Below are 15,668 nucleotides of genomic sequence, written 5' to 3'. Positions count from 1 at the left end.
ATCCCATGGTGAGGTTTGGTTCCTGGCTCCGCACAGTCGGAAGCTTCAGATGCCTCGGGTGCAACGCAATGGTGCGCATAGGCTACGAGCAGAAGCTGTCTATTTTTGCGAGGTACCTGAAAAGCCGGCAACCGCCCCCGGGGGACAGGGCGCAAGCACGCCGTGTCCATCGCCTAATTCCTGCGGCATGACAAAGCTCCGAGCCGGGACACGCGCCACTGGAGGCCGAGAATGATCAAGTTCCGGGGCCGCCGGAAATAGATCGGCCAGCTGTGCCAGCGAGCACCAGTTCGGCGGAGAGCCTAAAGCACTCGCTATGAACAGCCCGGCGGTACGGCCCGGGGCGCTCAAAGCCTCCAACGGCGTCACGATCCGGGTTGCCGACACCCGCGCATAGGATACAAAGACTGCGGAAGAGGCGATGCACAGCCACATCACGAACGCTGGTGAACGCTTGCTAATTCGCATGATCGAAGTGGAGAAAGAGGTGCGAGCCTGAACGGCGAGACAGCGTTTGCAGTGAACGTCCGCTATTAAGAATTCGCTCGCCGAAAGCCGACATTCCGCAACCGGCCTTCGCTGCGCTTTGGCTTCGCGCCCCATTCCAGCCGTCCAAGTCCAATCTGCGAGTTCCTTAAGCTGCCATCCCCTCAAGGGTGCGGCAGATAACGGAAATGGTGTGGGATTGCTGTCTGCCGGGTTTCGGGCATAGTCCATGCCAAAGGATGGCCCTCTTTCTCTACACGCGGCGCCGGCCCGGACTAAGGCTTGGCGGCCCAGTTTTCCAGGCCGATCAGGTCGGCTGCCGTCGCTTGATATCGCCTGCAGTCCGCCCGAACAACGGGTCGCTGAGGCCATGCAAGCGGCAGGCTCCTGGCGATGGCCTTCGCCTCCTCCGCTCGAGGTCGTTGGCCGCCTCCGGGAAGAACCGGTCAGAGCAGTGAACCGTGCTGCCTTTTGGCATTGCTCGTTTTAGCCTTGGGGCGAGGTGACCCTCAACCCTTCCGCTCCTGCTTGGCTCTGGCAAAGCCCCGATCCGTCGCGATAAATCGCTCAAGCATGGGCACAATCAGGCGAACAGGATCCGTGGAAGGCTGCCCCGCGTCGCGGCCAAGGATCTCAGCATATCTGGACAGATCGCGGTGCAGCGGCGCTGGCAGTTCCACTGTGACCTTAACCGGCTTGTCGTCTGCAATCGGACCGAGTTTCAGCTTCGCCATTTTCAGCCTCCGTAGGGTTCGAGCACGAGATCGCGCGTAACGACGACACGCACATTGACGCCCGGCCGTATCGTCAGCGTCGGTGCGATGTTGAGTTGGCGCTGGACGATCTGCTGGCCCACCTGGCTGAGGCTGTCGGAGGCGCCGCCGCGTAAGGCGCGCACGATGTCACTTTCCTGGCCGGACGAGCCGGCCTCCGCGCCGACACTGAGGATGGTGGTGAGTGCGGCCGCCTTGAACAGGTCGGCCCAATCGTAGTCGACGCCGTCCTCAAGGCCGGCATAGCCTTGGGTGTCAGTGCCAGGCTGGCGTTCAAGAACAATGGAACGTCCGTTGGGAAAGACCAGCCTGCTCCAGACAAGCAGCACGCGCCGCTGGTCGAAGCCGACGCCGTTGTCGTATTGGCCAATGACACGCGTGCCTTGCGGGATCAGCAGCGAACGACCCGTGGGACTGTCATAGACATTTTCGGTCACCTGGGCGGTGATCTGACCGGGCAGATCGGAACGGATACCGGTGATGAGGGCCGCCGGGATGACGGCCCCTGCCTGAAGCACATAGGGCGATACCGGCGGCGAGACGCGATCCGGCGCCACGGTGCGCCGATCAGCGGCCGCATTCAGAAAGCCGAGCTGGCGGTCCTGCGTGGTCGACTGGCCGATCTGACCGGCAAGGTCGGGGCCGCCAAGGTTAGGCGGGGAAGTTCCTCCGGGCGGGGTTTCGGCCATCGCCGCGGTTGACTGCCCTGTCTGGAAGAAGACACGCGAGGTTCGGGCCGCCTCCTCTTCGGTCCGCCGGCGCTGTTCCGCCTCATCGACCATGGGTGTCGCGATCGTTGGCGGCACGACGGGCTGTCCCTTGTTCTGGGCATCAAGCATCGGCCGGCCAAGATCGCCAGGCAGCGGCGGCCCAAGAACGGGACCGGTATAGTCGCGCGGCAGGCTGGCCAGTCCGTCGGCGGGCTGCCTGTTGGACGTCGAATAGAGCTCGTCGCCATGCCTGCCGGTTTCACGCGTCTGAAGCGCGTAGACCAGCGCGCCGCCGACGCCAAGCGATGCACATAAGCCGATGCCGGCGAGCACCTTGCGGGACAGGCGCGTGACGCGCGGCGGATCGGCGCGAAGCTGCATGGGAACAGCCGGGATTTCCTTCTCGCTCACGAGTGCTCCCCTCCCCGTTGACGAAATGCGTTCTTTGCATTCGGCGCCACGTTGATGCCTGACATCCACAGACCTCTCCGCGTGGCATCGGCGCGGACGATCCTGACGGTCTGTTGCCGCTTGCCACTGCCAAGCCGCAATTCCGCCGCGCCAAAGAGACGGTCGACGATCAGGGTGTTCTGGTAGACGCGGCTGTTGGCGATCTCGGCCTCGCCGTCCGGGCCGATGACGAAGATGGGCGGCATCTCGCCTTGCACGATCCCGCCTGGAAACTCGACATAGACCCGCCTGCCGTCGTCGTAGACGCTGACGGGCCTCCAGGGGGGCGCGTCGCCGGTGAGACCATAGCGGTAGTTGCGAGCGGCGATGGCGGGAATCACCGGTGTCGCGGGGATCGCCCGCGCTTGTCCCGCCGGCGGAGGGGGATAGGCCCATGACACGGCTGGCATATACGGCTTCTCGCCCGATCGGAGCTCGATCATGTAGCTGCGCCGGTCGGTGGTGATGACGAGATTGGTGTTGATGTCCGAGCGCAAAGGCTTGACCAGCACATGGACGCGCCTGGCGACGCCCGCTCCGCTTTCGGTGTCACCGATGATCCAGCGCGCGGTGTCGCCCGCCGCGATCGGACCTTCGCCGGTCAGGCTTTCGCCAGGCTCAAGCGCGATGTCCGTTATCTGTCCTGGAGCGGCATAGACCTGATAGAGTGCCCCTTCGCTCCAGGGATAAATCTGGATGGCGTTGTAATAGCCCTCACGACGCGGCTGGACGCGCGCCGCCGCGTTGGCGTTCTCGACGCGCGCCACCGGCGTGCTGCCGGCGACACCGCCACGGGCCGGGACCCACGCTGGTGGAACGTGCAGCGGCTTTGGCCTTTCATCGAGCGCGGCTACCGGAGCGGCGGGCAAAGGCGGCACGTAGGCATCATAGAAGATCTGAGGTGGTTTGTGCGGTGTGGCGCAACCGGCAAGTATGGAGCCGGATAGCAACACCATGGCAAACGCCGACCTTGTCAAAGCCGGAGTGGCGATGACAGACAATGGCAGGTTCATTGGCTCATCTCCCGGGACCAGTTGATGGCGTTGACGTAGATGCCGAGCGGATTGGCGCGAAGACGTTCGGCGTCGTTTGGCATCTGTGTCACGATCGTCAGGATGGCGGTCCAGCGCTCGGTGCCGGAAAGCTGTCCGTTTTCGTAATGGTGCTCGATCCAGGCGACGCGAAAGGAGCCCGGTGAAGCCCTGATGACCGAAGAAATATCCACCGCGACCTGCTGCTTGCCGACCCTGGAGAAGGGATCGTTGGCGCGAGCATAGTCGTTGAGCGCTGCGGCGCCCTGGTCGGTGGTCCAATCATAGGCGCGCAGCCAGTCCTGGCGCAGGATGATCGGATCGGCGGGGATGGAGCGCACCTGCTCGACAAAGCGCGCGAGATGCCACGCTATCTGAGGATCGGTCGGCTTATAATCCGCGATCGCCGGCGCGGCCGCTTGAACCTGGCCCAGCGTATCGACCTGCACGACCCAGGGCACGACGGTACCGCGGCCCAGTTGCCAGACCAGTGACGTGGAAAGGCCTGCCGACAAGATGAGCGACCCGAACGCCATGGCGCGCCAGTTGCGTGCCTGCACTCGCGCAGAGCCGATGCGTTCATCCCAGATCTGCTCCGCCTTTTGATAGGGGGTTTCCGGTCGTGGGGTCTTGCCGTAGTGGACGTCGGGTCGCCTGAAGATGTTCATGGATCATTCGCCTTCAGAAAGAGAAATCGAAGCTCCGCCGCCATGGCTGTCGCCGGCGCGTACCGCGTGGGCGGCGGTCTGGGCGCCATGAGAGAGGCGTTGGGAGCGCTGCAAGCGTCTGGCCCATTCCGGCTGCCCTTGAGCGCTCGATGGCTTGCCCGCGCCCGACGCAGGAGCATCAGTTGACACCGCGGCACCACCGATCGTTCCCATGGTCGACGAACCGCCAGTGATTTCAGCGGCCGAACTGGCGCCGGAGGCGAAGCTGGACTTGAGCGATTGACCTGTATTTGCGGCGGCGCGCCTGAGGGGGGAAGAGGCTGCCGCAGCGCCAGCACGCGCAATGCCGCCCAAACCGGAGGCGATGCCTGCCGCGCCAGCCTGGCCGGCGGCGCCAAGCGTATAAGCGGCCGAGGCGCCGCCAGCGAGTGACGTGACGCCACGCGCGGCTGACATTGCGCCCGCGACTGCGGCTGTCCCACCTCGCGCCGCCAGGCCGGCTGCGCCATGGCCCCCAACGGCCATGCCGCCCGCGGCAAGGCCAGTGCCAACGGCCGCGCCGGCCCCAAGCTGCGGTCCACCCGCGACGAGGCCGTTGGCGATGCCGGGACCGAAGATGCCGAGGCCAAGCAGCGACAGCGCCGCCAATACGATCGCCATGGCCTGGTCGATGGTGGGGCTCTCACCGCCGAAGCCTTGGGTGAATTCACCGAACAGCGTCGATCCGATGCCGATGACGACGGCAAGCACCAGAACCTTGATGCCGGACGAGATGACATTGCCGAGCACGCGCTCGGCCATGAAGGCAGTCTTGCCGAAGAGGCCGAAGGGGATCAGCACGAAGCCGGCCAGCGTCGCCAGCTTGAACTCGATCAGCGTCACAAAGAGCTGGACCGCCAAGATGAAGAAGGCGAGCAGGACAAGCGCCCAGGCAAAGAGCAGGCAAGCGATCTGGATGAAGTTTTCAAAGAAGGAGACGTAGCCCATCAAACCGGAGATCGCCTCAAGCAATGGTCGTCCCGCATCGAGACCGGTTTGCGCCACCTTGCCGGGGTGCAGCAGGTCCTGTGCCGAGAAACCGGTTCCACTCGCCTTCAGACCAAGACCGGAGAAACTCTCGAATACGATTTGAGCGAGACCGTTCCAGTTGGATATCAGATAGGCGAAGACACCGACGAAGAGCGTCTTCTTGACGAGCCGCGCAAGAATGTCGTCATCAGCGCCCCAGCTCCAGAAGAGCGCGGCGAGCGTCACGTCGATGACAATCAGCGTGGTGGCGACGAAGGCGACCTCGCCGCCGAGCAAGCCGAAACCGCTGTCGATGTAGCGGGTGAAAGTGGCCAGGAATTGGTCGATGACACCGGTATTGCCCATGTCTATCGGGCCTCGTGCAGGGCAGCATCTGGCGCGTCCGGCTCGCCTATCGAACGCCCCGATGGCTCGTTGAGACCGAGGAAGCGATCGCGCTGTTTGGCCCACAGCCGCGCACATCCATCGTCACGCAGCGCAGCCTCGCCGAGGACCTGGCAGCGGCGCAGACCGTCGTGAAGCGGGTTCGGCATGAAGCCTGCGCTTGTGTGCGCGCCCTCGCCCGCCTGCTTGTTCTCCTTCCGGCTCATACCGAGCGCGGCCGCCGTGACGGCGGCCGCGACAAAGATGACAGCCACCGTGCGAGCGAGCGTTTTGCCGTCCATGGCCATCGACCTCAGCGGTTGAACATCTGGACCGAGCCGGCCTCGTAGCCGGAGCCTGGCGCCAGGAAGCGGCGCCGCTGCTCGCGTCCCTGATCGACCGCGGCAGCCCGTTCGGCCTCAGTCAGAGCCTGTGCGCGGCCGTTGGCAGCGACCACAGCGGTCAGATCCGCGAGCTGCTGGCCCTGGAGCGCGAGAAGCTGATTGCCAGCTTGCGTCGCCTGCAGCGCTCCGGTCGCCGATTGGCTGGCGCCGACCAGCGCCGACATCTGCGCCCGGCCGGTCTCGATGTTTCCAACCACACCGGCCTGGACGCGCATGGCGTCCTGAAGGCCGCCCACCGTGTTTTGCCAGCGCGAGCGCGCGTCCGTGACGAGCTGCTGGTCGGAAGCAGAGAGCGAGACGCTGCCGTATTGCTGCTGGAAGGCCTTGTCGACCTGCTGGACGTCGAAGGCGATGTTTTGTGCTTGGCCGAGAAGCTGTTGCGTGCGTTGCACTGACTGTTGCAGTTGCTGTAGCGAGGATAAAGGCAGGCTCGCCAAGTTGCGCGCCTGGTTGATCAGCATCTGGGCCTGGTTCTGCAGCGAGGTGATCTGGTTTGTGATCTGCTGCAGCGAACGCGCGGCCGTCAGAACATTCTGGGAATAGTTCGATGGATCAAACACGATGAGGGCATAAGCTGGCGCAGTCATCATCGGTGAGATGGCGGCCGGCGCGGCGAGCATCGCCGCGACCAGAAAGATGGCGCGTGGGCGGCTTTGATGAACAGTCATGGTTGCGGATCCTTTTCAGGTTCGGCAAGGGTCAGGTCGGGAATGAGGTCGGCGGCCCAGCCGACGTCACGGGCACGCAGCCAGGCCGCTAGGAAGCCGTGGCGGCCATGCTCGGCGATGATGCTGCCGATCAGGGTCTGATCGCTCTTCGAGGACGCGGCGCAAAGTGCCAGCCCGACCTCGGACAGGCCAAGCTCGAAGAGACGGTTGCCGCGGCGGGACTGGCAGTAGTAATCGCGCTTGGGTGTCGCTCGTGCCAGGATTTCGATCTGGCGGTCGTTCAGGCCGAAGCGCCGATAGATGGCGGTGATCTGCGGCTCAACCGCGCGCTCATTGGGCAACAGCAGCCGAGTTGGACAGCTTTCGATGATCGCCGGCGCAATCGTCGAATTGTCGATATCGGCAAGTGACTGGGTGGCGAAGACGACGCTGGCGTTCTTCTTGCGCAGGGTCTTCAGCCACTCGCGCAACTGCCCGGCAAACCCCTCGTCGTCGAGGGCAAGCCAGCCTTCGTCGATGATCAGCAGCGTTGGACGCCCGTCGAGCCGATCGCCGATGCGGTGGAACAGATAGGACAGGACAGCCGGCGCGGCTTGCGTGCCCACCAGTCCTTCGATCTCGAAGGCCTGCACGGATGCCTGGCCGAGGTGTTCGGCCTCGGCATCGAGCAATCGGCCGTGAGCGCCTCCGACACAGTACGGGCGCAATGCCTGTTTCAGGTCATTGGCTTGCAAGAGCACACTGAGCCCGGTGATTGTGCGTTCCTCGACGGGAGCCGAGGCAAGCGACGTCAGCGCGGCCCAGATATGCTCCTTTGCGTCCGGGGTGATCTGGATGCCCTCGCGCATCAGGATCGCGACGATCCAGTCAGCCGCCCAGGCGCGCTCGCATGTGTCATGAACCCGGGCGAGCGGCTGAAGCGAAACGGAGGCGTCCACGCCTTCGGTGAGGTGCCCCCCGAGATCGTGCCAGTCGCCACCCATGGCGAGCGCAGCGGCGCGGATAGAGCCGCCGAAGTCGAAGGCGAAGATCTGAGCGTCGCGGTAGCGGCAGAACTGGAGCGCCATCAGCGCGAGCAGCACCGACTTGCCAGCGCCAGTGGGGCCGACGACCAGCGTATGACCGACATCGCCGACATGAAGGACCAACCGGAACGGGGTCGAGCCTTCGGTCTTGCCGTAAAGCAAGGGAGGACTGACCAGATGCTCGTCCCGTTCCGGCCCCGCCCACACGGCGGAAAGGGGCATCATGTGGGCGAGATTGAGCGTTGAGATGGGAGGCTGACGGACATTGGCATAGGCGTGCCCGGGCAAGGAACCGAGCCAGGCGTCGACGGCGTTGACGGTCTCGGCAATCGCCGTGAAGTCGCGGCCCTGGATGACCTTCTCGACAAGCCGCAATTTCTCGTCGGCCACGCGCGGGTCGCTATCCCATATGGCGACGGTCGCGGTGACATAGGCCATGCCGGCCATGTCGGCGCCGAGCTCCTGCAACGCCGTGTCGGCGTCGGCCGCCTTGTTGGCGGCGTCGGTGTCGAGGAGGGCTGACGCTTCGTTGGTCATCACCTCCTTGAGGATCGAGGCGATGCTCTTGCGCTTCGCAAACCATTGCCGCCTTATCCTGGTCAACAGGCGGACAGCGTCGACCTTGTCGAGCAGGATCGCGCGGGTCGACCAGCGGTAGGGGAAGGCCAGCCGATTGAGGTCATCAAGCAGGCCGGGTGTCGTGGCGGTCGGGAAGCCGACAATCGAGAGCACGCGTAGATGCTTGTCGCGAAGTCGAGGCTCGAGCCCGCCGGCGAGCGGTTCATCGGCCAGCAGCGCATCGAGATAGATCGGCGTCTCGGGGACGCGCACCTTATGGCATTTGGTCGAGATCGTCGAATGCAGGTAGGTCAGCGTTTCGCCGTCATCGAGCCAATGGCATTCCGGCATGAACCCGTCGAGCAGGGACAGCACGCGCTCTGTCCGGTCGACGAAGGCGCGCACGATCTCGCCCGGATCCGCGTCCGACTGGTCGCGACCCTCATAAAGCCACCCCTCGGCGCGTGTGGCGTCTTCGGGCGCTGGCAAAAACAGAAATGTGAGAAAGTAGCTCGATACGAAATGAACCCCCTCCTCGTCGAAATCAGCTTTGCGCTCGGCATCGAGCAGGCTGGAGGCCGCATTGGGAAACTTGCTTTCGGGATAAGGAGCCGCTTCGTGCCGCTGCGCTTCAACGAAGATGCTCCAGCCCGAGCCAAGGCGACGAAAGGCATTGTTGATGCGCGATGCCACCGCAACAAGCTCGGCTGCGACGGCGGAGTCGAGATCGGGTCCGCGAAACCGCGCGGTGCGCTGAAAACTGCCGTCCTTGTTGAGCACGACGCCCGGCGCGACGAGCGCTGCCCAGGGCAGATAGTCGGCAAGGCGAGCGGCGGTGCGGCGGTATTCGGCAAGGCTCATCATGGCGCCGCCCTCAAACCGACAGATGCCCAGGGAGCCGCAGGTGCCGGCGCCCAACCTCGAAAAACAGCGGATCGCGCCTGGCGGCCCATACGGCCATGAGATGTCCCATTGCCCAGATGAGGAGGCCGACCAGCCAGAGCCGCAGCCCAAGACCGACGGCGCCTGCCAGCGTGCCATTGAGGATCGCGATCCCGCGCGGGGCGCCCCCAAGCAGGATCTGCTCGGTCAGCGCCCGGTGGACGGGCACCATCCACCCCGGCACCGCGTCGAGTTGTTCAAGAGCGGCTGTCATCAGATCAACGCTCCGCCTCCGAACGAGAAGAACGACAGGAAGAAACTCGACGCCGCAAAGGCGATCGAAAGGCCAAAAACGATCTGGATGAGCCGCCTGAAGCCGCCCGAACTGTCGCCGAAGGCCAGCGTCAGGCCGGTGACGATGATGATGATGACGGCCATGATCTTGGAGACCGGTCCCTCGACCGACTGAAGGATCTTTTCGAGCGGCTGTTCCCACGGCATCGAGGAGCCTGACGCATGGGCGCTCGACGCGACCAGAAGATTGACGGCAAGGGCGGTGGCCCCCGCGGCCAGGTGGCGGTGGCAGCGTGCAAGGAGGCTGATCATGAGGTTTCTCCTGGATTGATCGGTGTGGCTTCTGCAATGCGATAATCGCCGTCAGGGCCGAGACCCTCGACCCGGACGAGTTCGACAAGCCGTCGTGCGGCGCCACGTCCGGACAGGACGGCGACGAGGCCGATCGTGTCGGCGATCAGCGCACGCGGGACGGCGACGACGGCTTCCTGGATAAGCTGCTCAAGACGGCGCAGCGCGCCCATGCCGGAGCCCGCATGAAGGGTGCCGATGCCGCCAGGGTGCCCGGTGCCCCATGCCTTCAACAGATCCAGGGCTTCGGCGCCGCGCACCTCGCCAATGGGGATGCGGTCGGGCCGCAGGCGCAAAGATGAGCGAACCAGGTCGGCGAGCGTGGCGACGCCATCCTTGGTGCGCATTGCGACAAGGTTGGGCGCGGCGCACTGCAGTTCGCTTGTGTCCTCGATGATGACGACCCGATCCATCCCTTTCGCCACTTCGGCGAGCAGCGCGTTGGTGAGGGTGGTCTTGCCAGTCGATGTGCCGCCGGCAACAAGGATGTTGGCGCGCCCGGCAACCGCGGCGCGCAAGATCGCGGCCTGACCGGCGGACATTATGCCTGCCGCGACGTAGTCATCGAGCGTGAACACGGCGACGGCGGGCTTGCGGATGGCGAAGGCGGGTGCTGCGACGACGGGCGGCAACAAGCCCTCGAAACGCTCGCCGGTTTGCGGCAATTCGGCCGAGACGCGCGGGGAACGGGAATGGACCTCGGCGCCGACATGATGGGCAACCAGGCGCACAATCCGCTCGCCAGCGGCAGGCGCCAGCATTTCCCCTGTATCGGCCAAACCTTCCGAAAGCCGGTCCACCCAGATACGGCCATCCGGGTTCAGCATGATTTCAACGATCGCGGGATCGTCGAGAAACCGGGCGATGGCCGGTCCGAGCGCGGTGCGCAGCATGCGCGAGCTGCGCGCGAGTCCCTCGGTATCGTTTTGCGAGATAGCCATCCTGTCCCCGTCTGAGCCGGGAACGCGTCAAACAACGCCCGGTCGGGGACGATCAAAAGAGCCCGGAAGCGATTCGATTCAACGGGTTTCAGCCGTCATCGTAGCGTAGCGTGCAATTACCGGCCAACGGCGGCGGCGACGGCCGTTGCGCCATAATGTAAACTTTCGCAATAATTTATACATGTTTATTGACAGTCGACTCCGGCCGGGCTTATGAGAGAGCCACCGATGGCCTGCTCCTACAGGCATCGTTCTTTCCACTGCGCGGAGGATGTCATGAGGTCCGGTCCGGAGGGCGCGATTTCTCGGCGCAAAACCGCCCTCCTCAAGCACGCCGACACGATACTGACATCGTCGCCGCCCGCCTCGACGAAGAGTGGTGGGACCCCATGAACATGCTCCACATCTGGCTGGGCATTCTGCGAGGGCTGGGTATCACCGCACAGGTCACGGCCTATGGCCTGGTCTTTGCAGTCCCCTTCGCGCTCGTCTTCGGCGTCGCGCAGTTTCTGGCCACCGGCATGACGCGCTTTCTGGTTACCGCCGTGATCGAATTCTGGCGCAGCTCAGCGGTCGTCGTCCTGCTCTTCTTCTTTTACTACGTGCTGCCGGTGATGGGGGTCACTCTGTCGGCGCTGACCGTCAGTGCATTGGTGCTCGGTCTCAACACCGGCGGCTATGCCAGCCAGGCGGTTCGCGCCGGGCTGCAGTCCCTGCCCGCCGGCCAACGCGAGGCGGGCATGGCGCTCGGCCTTTCGCGCCCGGCGATCCTGCTCCTGATCGAGCTGCCGCAGGCGCTGGTAGCGATGAGCCCGACCTTCGTCAACAACCTTATCCAGCTCGTCAAGGCGACGTCCCTCGTCTCGCTGGTCACGCTGACGGACATGACCTTCCGCGCCAAGGAAATCGCGCAGACCGACTACGACCCCGTCGCGATCTATTCGGCGCTGCTGCTGGCCTTCTTCGTCGTCTGTTATCCGATCGCACTTGCCGGCCGCTGGCTCGAGGCGCGGGTCAACCCCGGAAGAGGAACGCCGCGTGGGATTTAACCTCGATTTCGCCCTATCGACCGTCCCAACGATCATCGGAGCGATCGGAACGACCCTGCTCGCAACCGTCTTGAGTTGCCTCGGCGCCTCAGTGCTTGGTTTCACTTTCGAAATGATCCGCCGCGGGGGCGGTGCGACTGGCCTCGCCGTCCGCTTCCTGATCGACTTCATCCGCTCGACGCCGGTTCTGGCCTGGCTCTATTTCCTGTATTTCGTCCTGCCCTTCTACGGGATCCGGCTTGGCGCCATGACGGTCGGCATAGTGGGGCTGAGCCTGTATTACAGCGGCTATCTGGCGGAGGTGTTCAAAGCGGGCATCGACGCGATCCCGAAAGGCCAGCAGGAAGCAGCCAGAGCGTTGTCGCTCACACGCCGCGACACGGTCGTTTTCGTCATCGCGCCGCAGATGTTGCGCAACGTCGCCGCACCGTTGGGCAACTATCTTGTGTCGATCCTCAAGGCGACGCCCTATCTGGCAATCCTGGCCGTGCCCGAAATGCTCGGACGCGCCTTCGATATTGCTTCTGAAACCTATCGATACGCAGAGCCGCTGACCGTTGCCGGCATACTGTTTCTCGCTCTGGCCTTGCTCATCTCTTATGGCGTGAAGCGCGTCGAGCAGCGCCTGCTCGCAGCTGGACGCCACTGATGCTCGCTCAGGCCCCACATCCAGTCGAGGCCGCTCAGTCCATCCCTCATGTCCGGATCGACGGTCTCAACAAGTGGTTCGGCGCCCTGCACGTTTTGAAAAACATCGATCTATCCGTACGGCCGGGCGCACGCATCGTGGTTTGCGGACCGTCCGGCTCCGGCAAGTCGACCTTGATCCGCTGCATCAACGGTCTCGAGCCTTTCCAGAATGGAACGATCGAGTTCGAAGCGGCAACGCTGAGAAAAGATGGCCGCGATACCACGAAGGCGCGCCGGCAGACAGGCATGGTGTTTCAGAGCTTCAACCTGTTCCCGCACCTCACCGTGCTCGCCAACTGCACGCTGGCGCTGCGCCGGGTTCTCCTAAAACCAGCACGGGAGGCCGAAGAGATCGCCATGCAGCATCTAACAGCAGTGCGTATTCCAGAAAAGGCGCAGGCCTACCCGGCCCAGCTCTCGGGCGGCCAACAACAAAGGGTGGCGATCGCGCGCGCGCTTTGCCTCAATCCCCGCATCATGCTGTTCGACGAACCCACCTCGGCGCTCGACCCGGAAATGATCAAGGAAGTCCTCGACGTCATGATCGCGCTCGCGAGCAGCGGCATGACCATGGTCTGCGTGACCCATGAAATGGGTTTCGCACGCGAAGTCGCGGATGAGATCGTTTTCATGGACGAAGGGCGCATTGTCGAGCATGCCTCGTCCAAAGACTTTTTCTCTCGGGCCGCTCACCCGCGTGCCCGGCTGTTCCTGGATCCCATCCTGAGCCATTGAGAGCCGACGCGTATGGACCCTGCGTGCCGGCAGTCGGCGCGCAAGCGCGCCACATGCCGGAATCGCCGAGCAGGCTACCACTCCGGCGCGAACGCGTAGCCAGCCGAGCGGACCGTCCGGATCACATCGCTTCCCACGGACGCCCTAAGCCTTTTGCGCAGCCTGGCGATATGGACGTCGACGCCCCGGACGTCGGTTGCGGCGGCATGTTCAGGCCACGCGGTCGCGACAAGTTCCTCGCGGCTGAAGACCTTGCCAGGCTGACCCAAAAGGCTGCGCAAAAGCTTGAACTCGATCGGTGGCATGACGATTTCTTTTTGCCTGAAGAATGTCCGGTGGGTCTGCCGCTCCAGCCGGAAATCGCCCTGCACCAACTCACCCGAGTCCGTTTCGCGCGATAACTTCGCAAGGCCCGCTTTGCCATGCAGCCAGGCCAGAAGCTGTTCGGGGGCGAACGGCCGGGAAAATATCTCATCGACTCCAGCCTTGATCAAATCGAGATGCAGCTTGCCCGAACGCGGGGCAACCAGGCTCACGACCGGCGTCCCTTCGGTTGCGGCGCTGGACTTCAGCCAGGTACACTGTTTGACCACGGCACGGTCGCCTGGATGGCAGTCCATGATCACGGCAAGCGGGGCTGCCGTCTCGATGGCGCGTGCGATTTCCCGATCTCCCGAAATCAGGCGAATCTCGAACCCCGCTACCGAAAGTATGTGCCCGAAAACCAGGAAAAAATCCGGGTCCTTCGAGGAGATCAGGACCAGCGGCTTCATGAGTCCGTCAACCGGGTTCGACACATCATAAGGCTGACTACCGCGCAAATGGGCGCGATGACAATATCCATGGGTTTCCTTGAATCCTTTCAAACTTTCTGAGTCGTGCCTCTACCCAAGTTTCGGGTGCTTATGGATAAGTGGGAATGCAGCGAGTGTGGACGGCAGCTTGCGCCGCGTTTCGGACATTTGTCCTAGCCCGGTAGTTCATCAAGACCGGTCGTTTCTAACCAGTGTCACGAAGTGCGCTAAGACATTCTCCGCAGTTCGCTCCGCTGTGTTTCCCGTCACTCCCCACTGTGCAAAATGTCCGTCAATGCACATGCGTGCGAGCCCGTAGACCAGCGCCCTCGCGGCGATCTGCGTCTCTGCTATGTCGTTTGACCGGAGCATGTCTCGTCGCTGAGCTTCTACCATCGCCCCTTCCATCAAAGCACGCACCGCTTCGTTATCGCGACGCAGCGACTCCGAACTATCCCAATCAATGAGACTCCTAGCGGAGATGATTTGGAAATGGGTGGGGTTTCGAAGTGCCCAGCGCAAATAGGCCATTCCAACAGCGGCAAAGCGTTCAATCGAGTCTTCCGTAGCGACATTCTTGACGGCGTTCGTAATCTCCGAGCGGAATCGGCTCATTGCCTGCTCCGCGACAGCCGTCATCAATGCGGTCTTACTTGCGAAATGACGGAAGGGTGCACCGGGGGAAACGCCCGCTCGCTTGGCGACTTCGCGCACGCTGACATTCTCGGCCCCGTCCTTCTCTATCAGTTGAACCGCAGCATCGATTAGCACCTGCCGCAGATTGCCGTGGTGGTACCCAGTGCGGCTAGGCGTCTTGTCCTTTGGCATTTCGTCCTTCGTTCGTTTGAACTGCACAATGCATGCGTATCACCAATGCGGGCATGATGTAATCGCTGTTTACAACGAAGATGATAGGATGTAATCAGTGATTACAAATGGGATCGGAACAGGCCTGCGACTTTCGCGGTTGCCGAACTCCCAGATGTAGGAGCTGAACATGTTCGCCAGAAACGCCGAAACTCACCCACCGCAATCGTCTATTTCGGTCCCCAGCCCAGCCGGAGAACCTCGGCCGGAGGTGAGCTTAAGCGCGGCTGTGACCAACGTTCCGCTTTATCGGCTTGCGTCCATCGCCGGAGTGGGAAGCGCACTTATTCTTCTGGTCAACGCGGCTAAGCGCAGCTCGCTCATCCCGACCACCGATTTGACGCAACTTCTGGCGCCCCTTGCAGAGATATTGGCGCTGGGTCTTGTCGTGGGTTTGTTTCTTGCTTCTGGACGGCGTGCTGGCCGGCTTGGCACTATCGCGTTTGTCCTCAATTTCGTTGCATTGGCAAGTTTGGAAGGAGTGGAAGTGGTGATCAATCTCGTATTTGCGAAACTTCCGCTGACAACCATCATCGACTTACGAGCCGGGCCATTGGGACTCGCGCTAGTCGCCAGTTCGCTGCTTTTCTTGATTGGGACGTTTGCGTTCGTAATTTCTCTTGTCGTTGTAAGAAGCGTGCCACGCATTCCACTGGCGCTCTATCTCCTTGGCGCGGCGCCTATCGCCCTCCGTGCGTTCGTGCCGGAGTGGGCTCTCGACCTTGGCTTAATGGTTCTTGCGATAGCTATCGCTTGGTTGGCCGGCTGGCTATGGAGAAGCGCGACCGGCATCGACGATTCCAATGTGCACTTAACACGCGGTGCGCTGTGACCTCGCGCCGATATCGAGGCGCACATGATCAACGATATTGGCTTGACGAAGGCCGAACTCGAATCTGA

At 63.0% G+C, this 15,668-nt stretch carries 17 protein-coding genes; 4 read left to right on the top strand and 13 right to left on the bottom strand.

Annotated elements, in window-relative coordinates:
- Positions 1–995: 995 nt before the first annotated feature.
- From JG746_RS35905 to trbB, 11 genes are read right to left on the bottom strand one after another with little or no spacing between them, the layout of a single operon-like run.
- Complete coding sequence (locus JG746_RS35905) at positions 996–1,220, bottom strand: DUF2274 domain-containing protein (RefSeq protein WP_199200755.1); 225 nt, start codon at positions 1,218–1,220, stop codon at positions 996–998.
- A gap of 2 nt (positions 1,221–1,222) precedes the next feature.
- Positions 1,223–2,380 (bottom strand): TrbI/VirB10 family protein, encoded by a 1,158-nt coding sequence (locus tag JG746_RS35900; RefSeq protein WP_199200754.1) that lies wholly within the window; start codon positions 2,378–2,380, stop codon positions 1,223–1,225.
- Positions 2,377–3,432 (bottom strand): P-type conjugative transfer protein TrbG, encoded by a 1,056-nt coding sequence (trbG, locus tag JG746_RS35895; RefSeq protein ID WP_199200753.1) that lies wholly within the window; start codon positions 3,430–3,432, stop codon positions 2,377–2,379. Before trbG ends, JG746_RS35900 begins: the two co-directional genes overlap by 4 nt.
- Positions 3,429–4,118, bottom strand: a complete 690-nt coding sequence (gene trbF, locus JG746_RS35890) for a conjugal transfer protein TrbF (protein WP_199200752.1) — start codon at positions 4,116–4,118, stop codon at positions 3,429–3,431. Before trbF ends, trbG begins: the two co-directional genes overlap by 4 nt.
- Before the next feature lie 3 nt (positions 4,119–4,121).
- Entirely contained in the window at positions 4,122–5,492 is a 1,371-nt protein-coding gene (gene trbL / locus JG746_RS35885) for a P-type conjugative transfer protein TrbL (protein ID WP_199200751.1), read from the bottom strand.
- 2 nt (positions 5,493–5,494) lie between these two features.
- Positions 5,495–5,812 carry a putative entry exclusion protein TrbK-alt gene (trbK-alt, locus tag JG746_RS35880; protein ID WP_199200750.1) on the bottom strand — a complete coding sequence of 106 codons (318 nt, stop codon included), beginning with the start codon at positions 5,810–5,812 and terminating at the stop codon, positions 5,495–5,497.
- Between the two features lie 11 nt (positions 5,813–5,823).
- Positions 5,824–6,582 (bottom strand): P-type conjugative transfer protein TrbJ, encoded by a 759-nt coding sequence (gene trbJ / locus JG746_RS35875; RefSeq protein WP_199200749.1) that lies wholly within the window; start codon positions 6,580–6,582, stop codon positions 5,824–5,826.
- Positions 6,579–9,029, bottom strand: a complete 2,451-nt coding sequence (gene trbE / locus JG746_RS35870; protein ID WP_199200748.1) for a conjugal transfer protein TrbE — start codon at positions 9,027–9,029, stop codon at positions 6,579–6,581. The genes trbJ and trbE overlap by 4 nt, the downstream gene beginning before the upstream one ends.
- Before the next feature lie 10 nt (positions 9,030–9,039).
- Positions 9,040–9,321, bottom strand: coding sequence for a VirB3 family type IV secretion system protein (locus tag JG746_RS35865; protein WP_199200747.1), 282 nt, complete (start codon positions 9,319–9,321; stop codon positions 9,040–9,042).
- Entirely contained in the window at positions 9,321–9,653 is a 333-nt protein-coding gene (locus JG746_RS35860; RefSeq protein WP_199200746.1) for a TrbC/VirB2 family protein, read from the bottom strand. Before JG746_RS35860 ends, JG746_RS35865 begins: the two co-directional genes overlap by 1 nt.
- Positions 9,650–10,633 (bottom strand): P-type conjugative transfer ATPase TrbB, encoded by a 984-nt coding sequence (gene trbB / locus JG746_RS35855; RefSeq protein ID WP_199200745.1) that lies wholly within the window; start codon positions 10,631–10,633, stop codon positions 9,650–9,652. The genes JG746_RS35860 and trbB overlap by 4 nt, the downstream gene beginning before the upstream one ends.
- Positions 10,634–11,022: 389 nt before the next feature.
- Between trbB and JG746_RS35850 the strand changes: the two genes are divergently transcribed.
- The 3 genes from JG746_RS35850 to JG746_RS35840 are packed head-to-tail and all read left to right on the top strand — an operon-like array spanning position 11,023 to position 13,107.
- On the top strand, positions 11,023–11,682 hold the full coding sequence (locus JG746_RS35850) for an amino acid ABC transporter permease (protein ID WP_199200744.1): 660 nt from the start codon (positions 11,023–11,025) through the stop codon (positions 11,680–11,682).
- Positions 11,672–12,331 carry an ectoine/hydroxyectoine ABC transporter permease subunit EhuD gene (ehuD, locus tag JG746_RS35845; protein ID WP_199200743.1) on the top strand — a complete coding sequence of 220 codons (660 nt, stop codon included), beginning with the start codon at positions 11,672–11,674 and terminating at the stop codon, positions 12,329–12,331. The genes JG746_RS35850 and ehuD overlap by 11 nt, the downstream gene beginning before the upstream one ends.
- Positions 12,331–13,107 (top strand): amino acid ABC transporter ATP-binding protein, encoded by a 777-nt coding sequence (locus JG746_RS35840; RefSeq protein ID WP_199200742.1) that lies wholly within the window; start codon positions 12,331–12,333, stop codon positions 13,105–13,107. Before ehuD ends, JG746_RS35840 begins: the two co-directional genes overlap by 1 nt.
- 74 nt (positions 13,108–13,181) lie before the next feature.
- Here JG746_RS35840 and JG746_RS35835 read toward each other — a convergent pair whose 3' ends face one another.
- Both JG746_RS35835 and JG746_RS35830 read right to left on the bottom strand, forming a co-directional pair.
- Positions 13,182–13,880 carry a winged helix-turn-helix transcriptional regulator gene (locus JG746_RS35835; protein ID WP_199200824.1) on the bottom strand — a complete coding sequence of 233 codons (699 nt, stop codon included), beginning with the start codon at positions 13,878–13,880 and terminating at the stop codon, positions 13,182–13,184.
- Positions 13,881–14,090: 210 nt separating this feature from the next.
- Positions 14,091–14,729: a TetR/AcrR family transcriptional regulator gene (locus tag JG746_RS35830; protein WP_199200741.1), complete on the bottom strand. Its 639-nt coding sequence runs from the start codon at positions 14,727–14,729 to the stop codon at positions 14,091–14,093.
- 169 nt (positions 14,730–14,898) lie between these two features.
- On the opposite strand from JG746_RS35830, the gene JG746_RS35825 reads away from it, so the two are divergent.
- Complete coding sequence (locus JG746_RS35825; protein ID WP_244731079.1) at positions 14,899–15,600, top strand: hypothetical protein; 702 nt, start codon at positions 14,899–14,901, stop codon at positions 15,598–15,600.
- The last annotated feature ends 68 nt before the right edge of the window (positions 15,601–15,668 follow it).

The organism is Mesorhizobium sp. 113-3-3 (assembly GCF_016756495.1).
Lineage (GTDB): Bacteria > Pseudomonadota > Alphaproteobacteria > Rhizobiales > Rhizobiaceae > Mesorhizobium.
This window is presented reverse-complemented; position numbering and strand designations above follow the sequence as displayed.

What these genes read in the sequence shown, in the direction of transcription:
- JG746_RS35905 (WP_199200755.1), bottom strand. Translation starts at nt 1,220, where the DNA reads ATGGCGAAGCTGAAACTCGGTCCGATTGCAGACGACAAGCCGGTTAAG.
- trbG (WP_199200753.1), bottom strand. Translation starts at nt 3,432, where the DNA reads ATGAACCTGCCATTGTCTGTCATCGCCACTCCGGCTTTGACAAGGTCG.
- trbF (WP_199200752.1), bottom strand. Translation starts at nt 4,118, where the DNA reads ATGAACATCTTCAGGCGACCCGACGTCCACTACGGCAAGACCCCACGA.
- trbL (WP_199200751.1), bottom strand. Translation starts at nt 5,492, where the DNA reads ATGGGCAATACCGGTGTCATCGACCAATTCCTGGCCACTTTCACCCGC.
- trbK-alt (WP_199200750.1), bottom strand. Translation starts at nt 5,812, where the DNA reads ATGGACGGCAAAACGCTCGCTCGCACGGTGGCTGTCATCTTTGTCGCG.
- trbJ (WP_199200749.1), bottom strand. Translation starts at nt 6,582, where the DNA reads ATGACTGTTCATCAAAGCCGCCCACGCGCCATCTTTCTGGTCGCGGCG.
- trbE (WP_199200748.1), bottom strand. Translation starts at nt 9,029, where the DNA reads ATGATGAGCCTTGCCGAATACCGCCGCACCGCCGCTCGCCTTGCCGAC.
- JG746_RS35865 (WP_199200747.1), bottom strand. Translation starts at nt 9,321, where the DNA reads ATGACAGCCGCTCTTGAACAACTCGACGCGGTGCCGGGGTGGATGGTG.
- JG746_RS35860 (WP_199200746.1), bottom strand. Translation starts at nt 9,653, where the DNA reads ATGATCAGCCTCCTTGCACGCTGCCACCGCCACCTGGCCGCGGGGGCC.
- trbB (WP_199200745.1), bottom strand. Translation starts at nt 10,633, where the DNA reads ATGGCTATCTCGCAAAACGATACCGAGGGACTCGCGCGCAGCTCGCGC.
- JG746_RS35850 (WP_199200744.1), top strand. Translation starts at nt 11,023, where the DNA reads ATGAACATGCTCCACATCTGGCTGGGCATTCTGCGAGGGCTGGGTATC.
- JG746_RS35840 (WP_199200742.1), top strand. Translation starts at nt 12,331, where the DNA reads ATGCTCGCTCAGGCCCCACATCCAGTCGAGGCCGCTCAGTCCATCCCT.
- JG746_RS35835 (WP_199200824.1), bottom strand. Translation starts at nt 13,880, where the DNA reads ATGAAGCCGCTGGTCCTGATCTCCTCGAAGGACCCGGATTTTTTCCTG.
- JG746_RS35830 (WP_199200741.1), bottom strand. Translation starts at nt 14,729, where the DNA reads ATGCCAAAGGACAAGACGCCTAGCCGCACTGGGTACCACCACGGCAAT.
- JG746_RS35825 (WP_244731079.1), top strand. Translation starts at nt 14,899, where the DNA reads ATGTTCGCCAGAAACGCCGAAACTCACCCACCGCAATCGTCTATTTCG.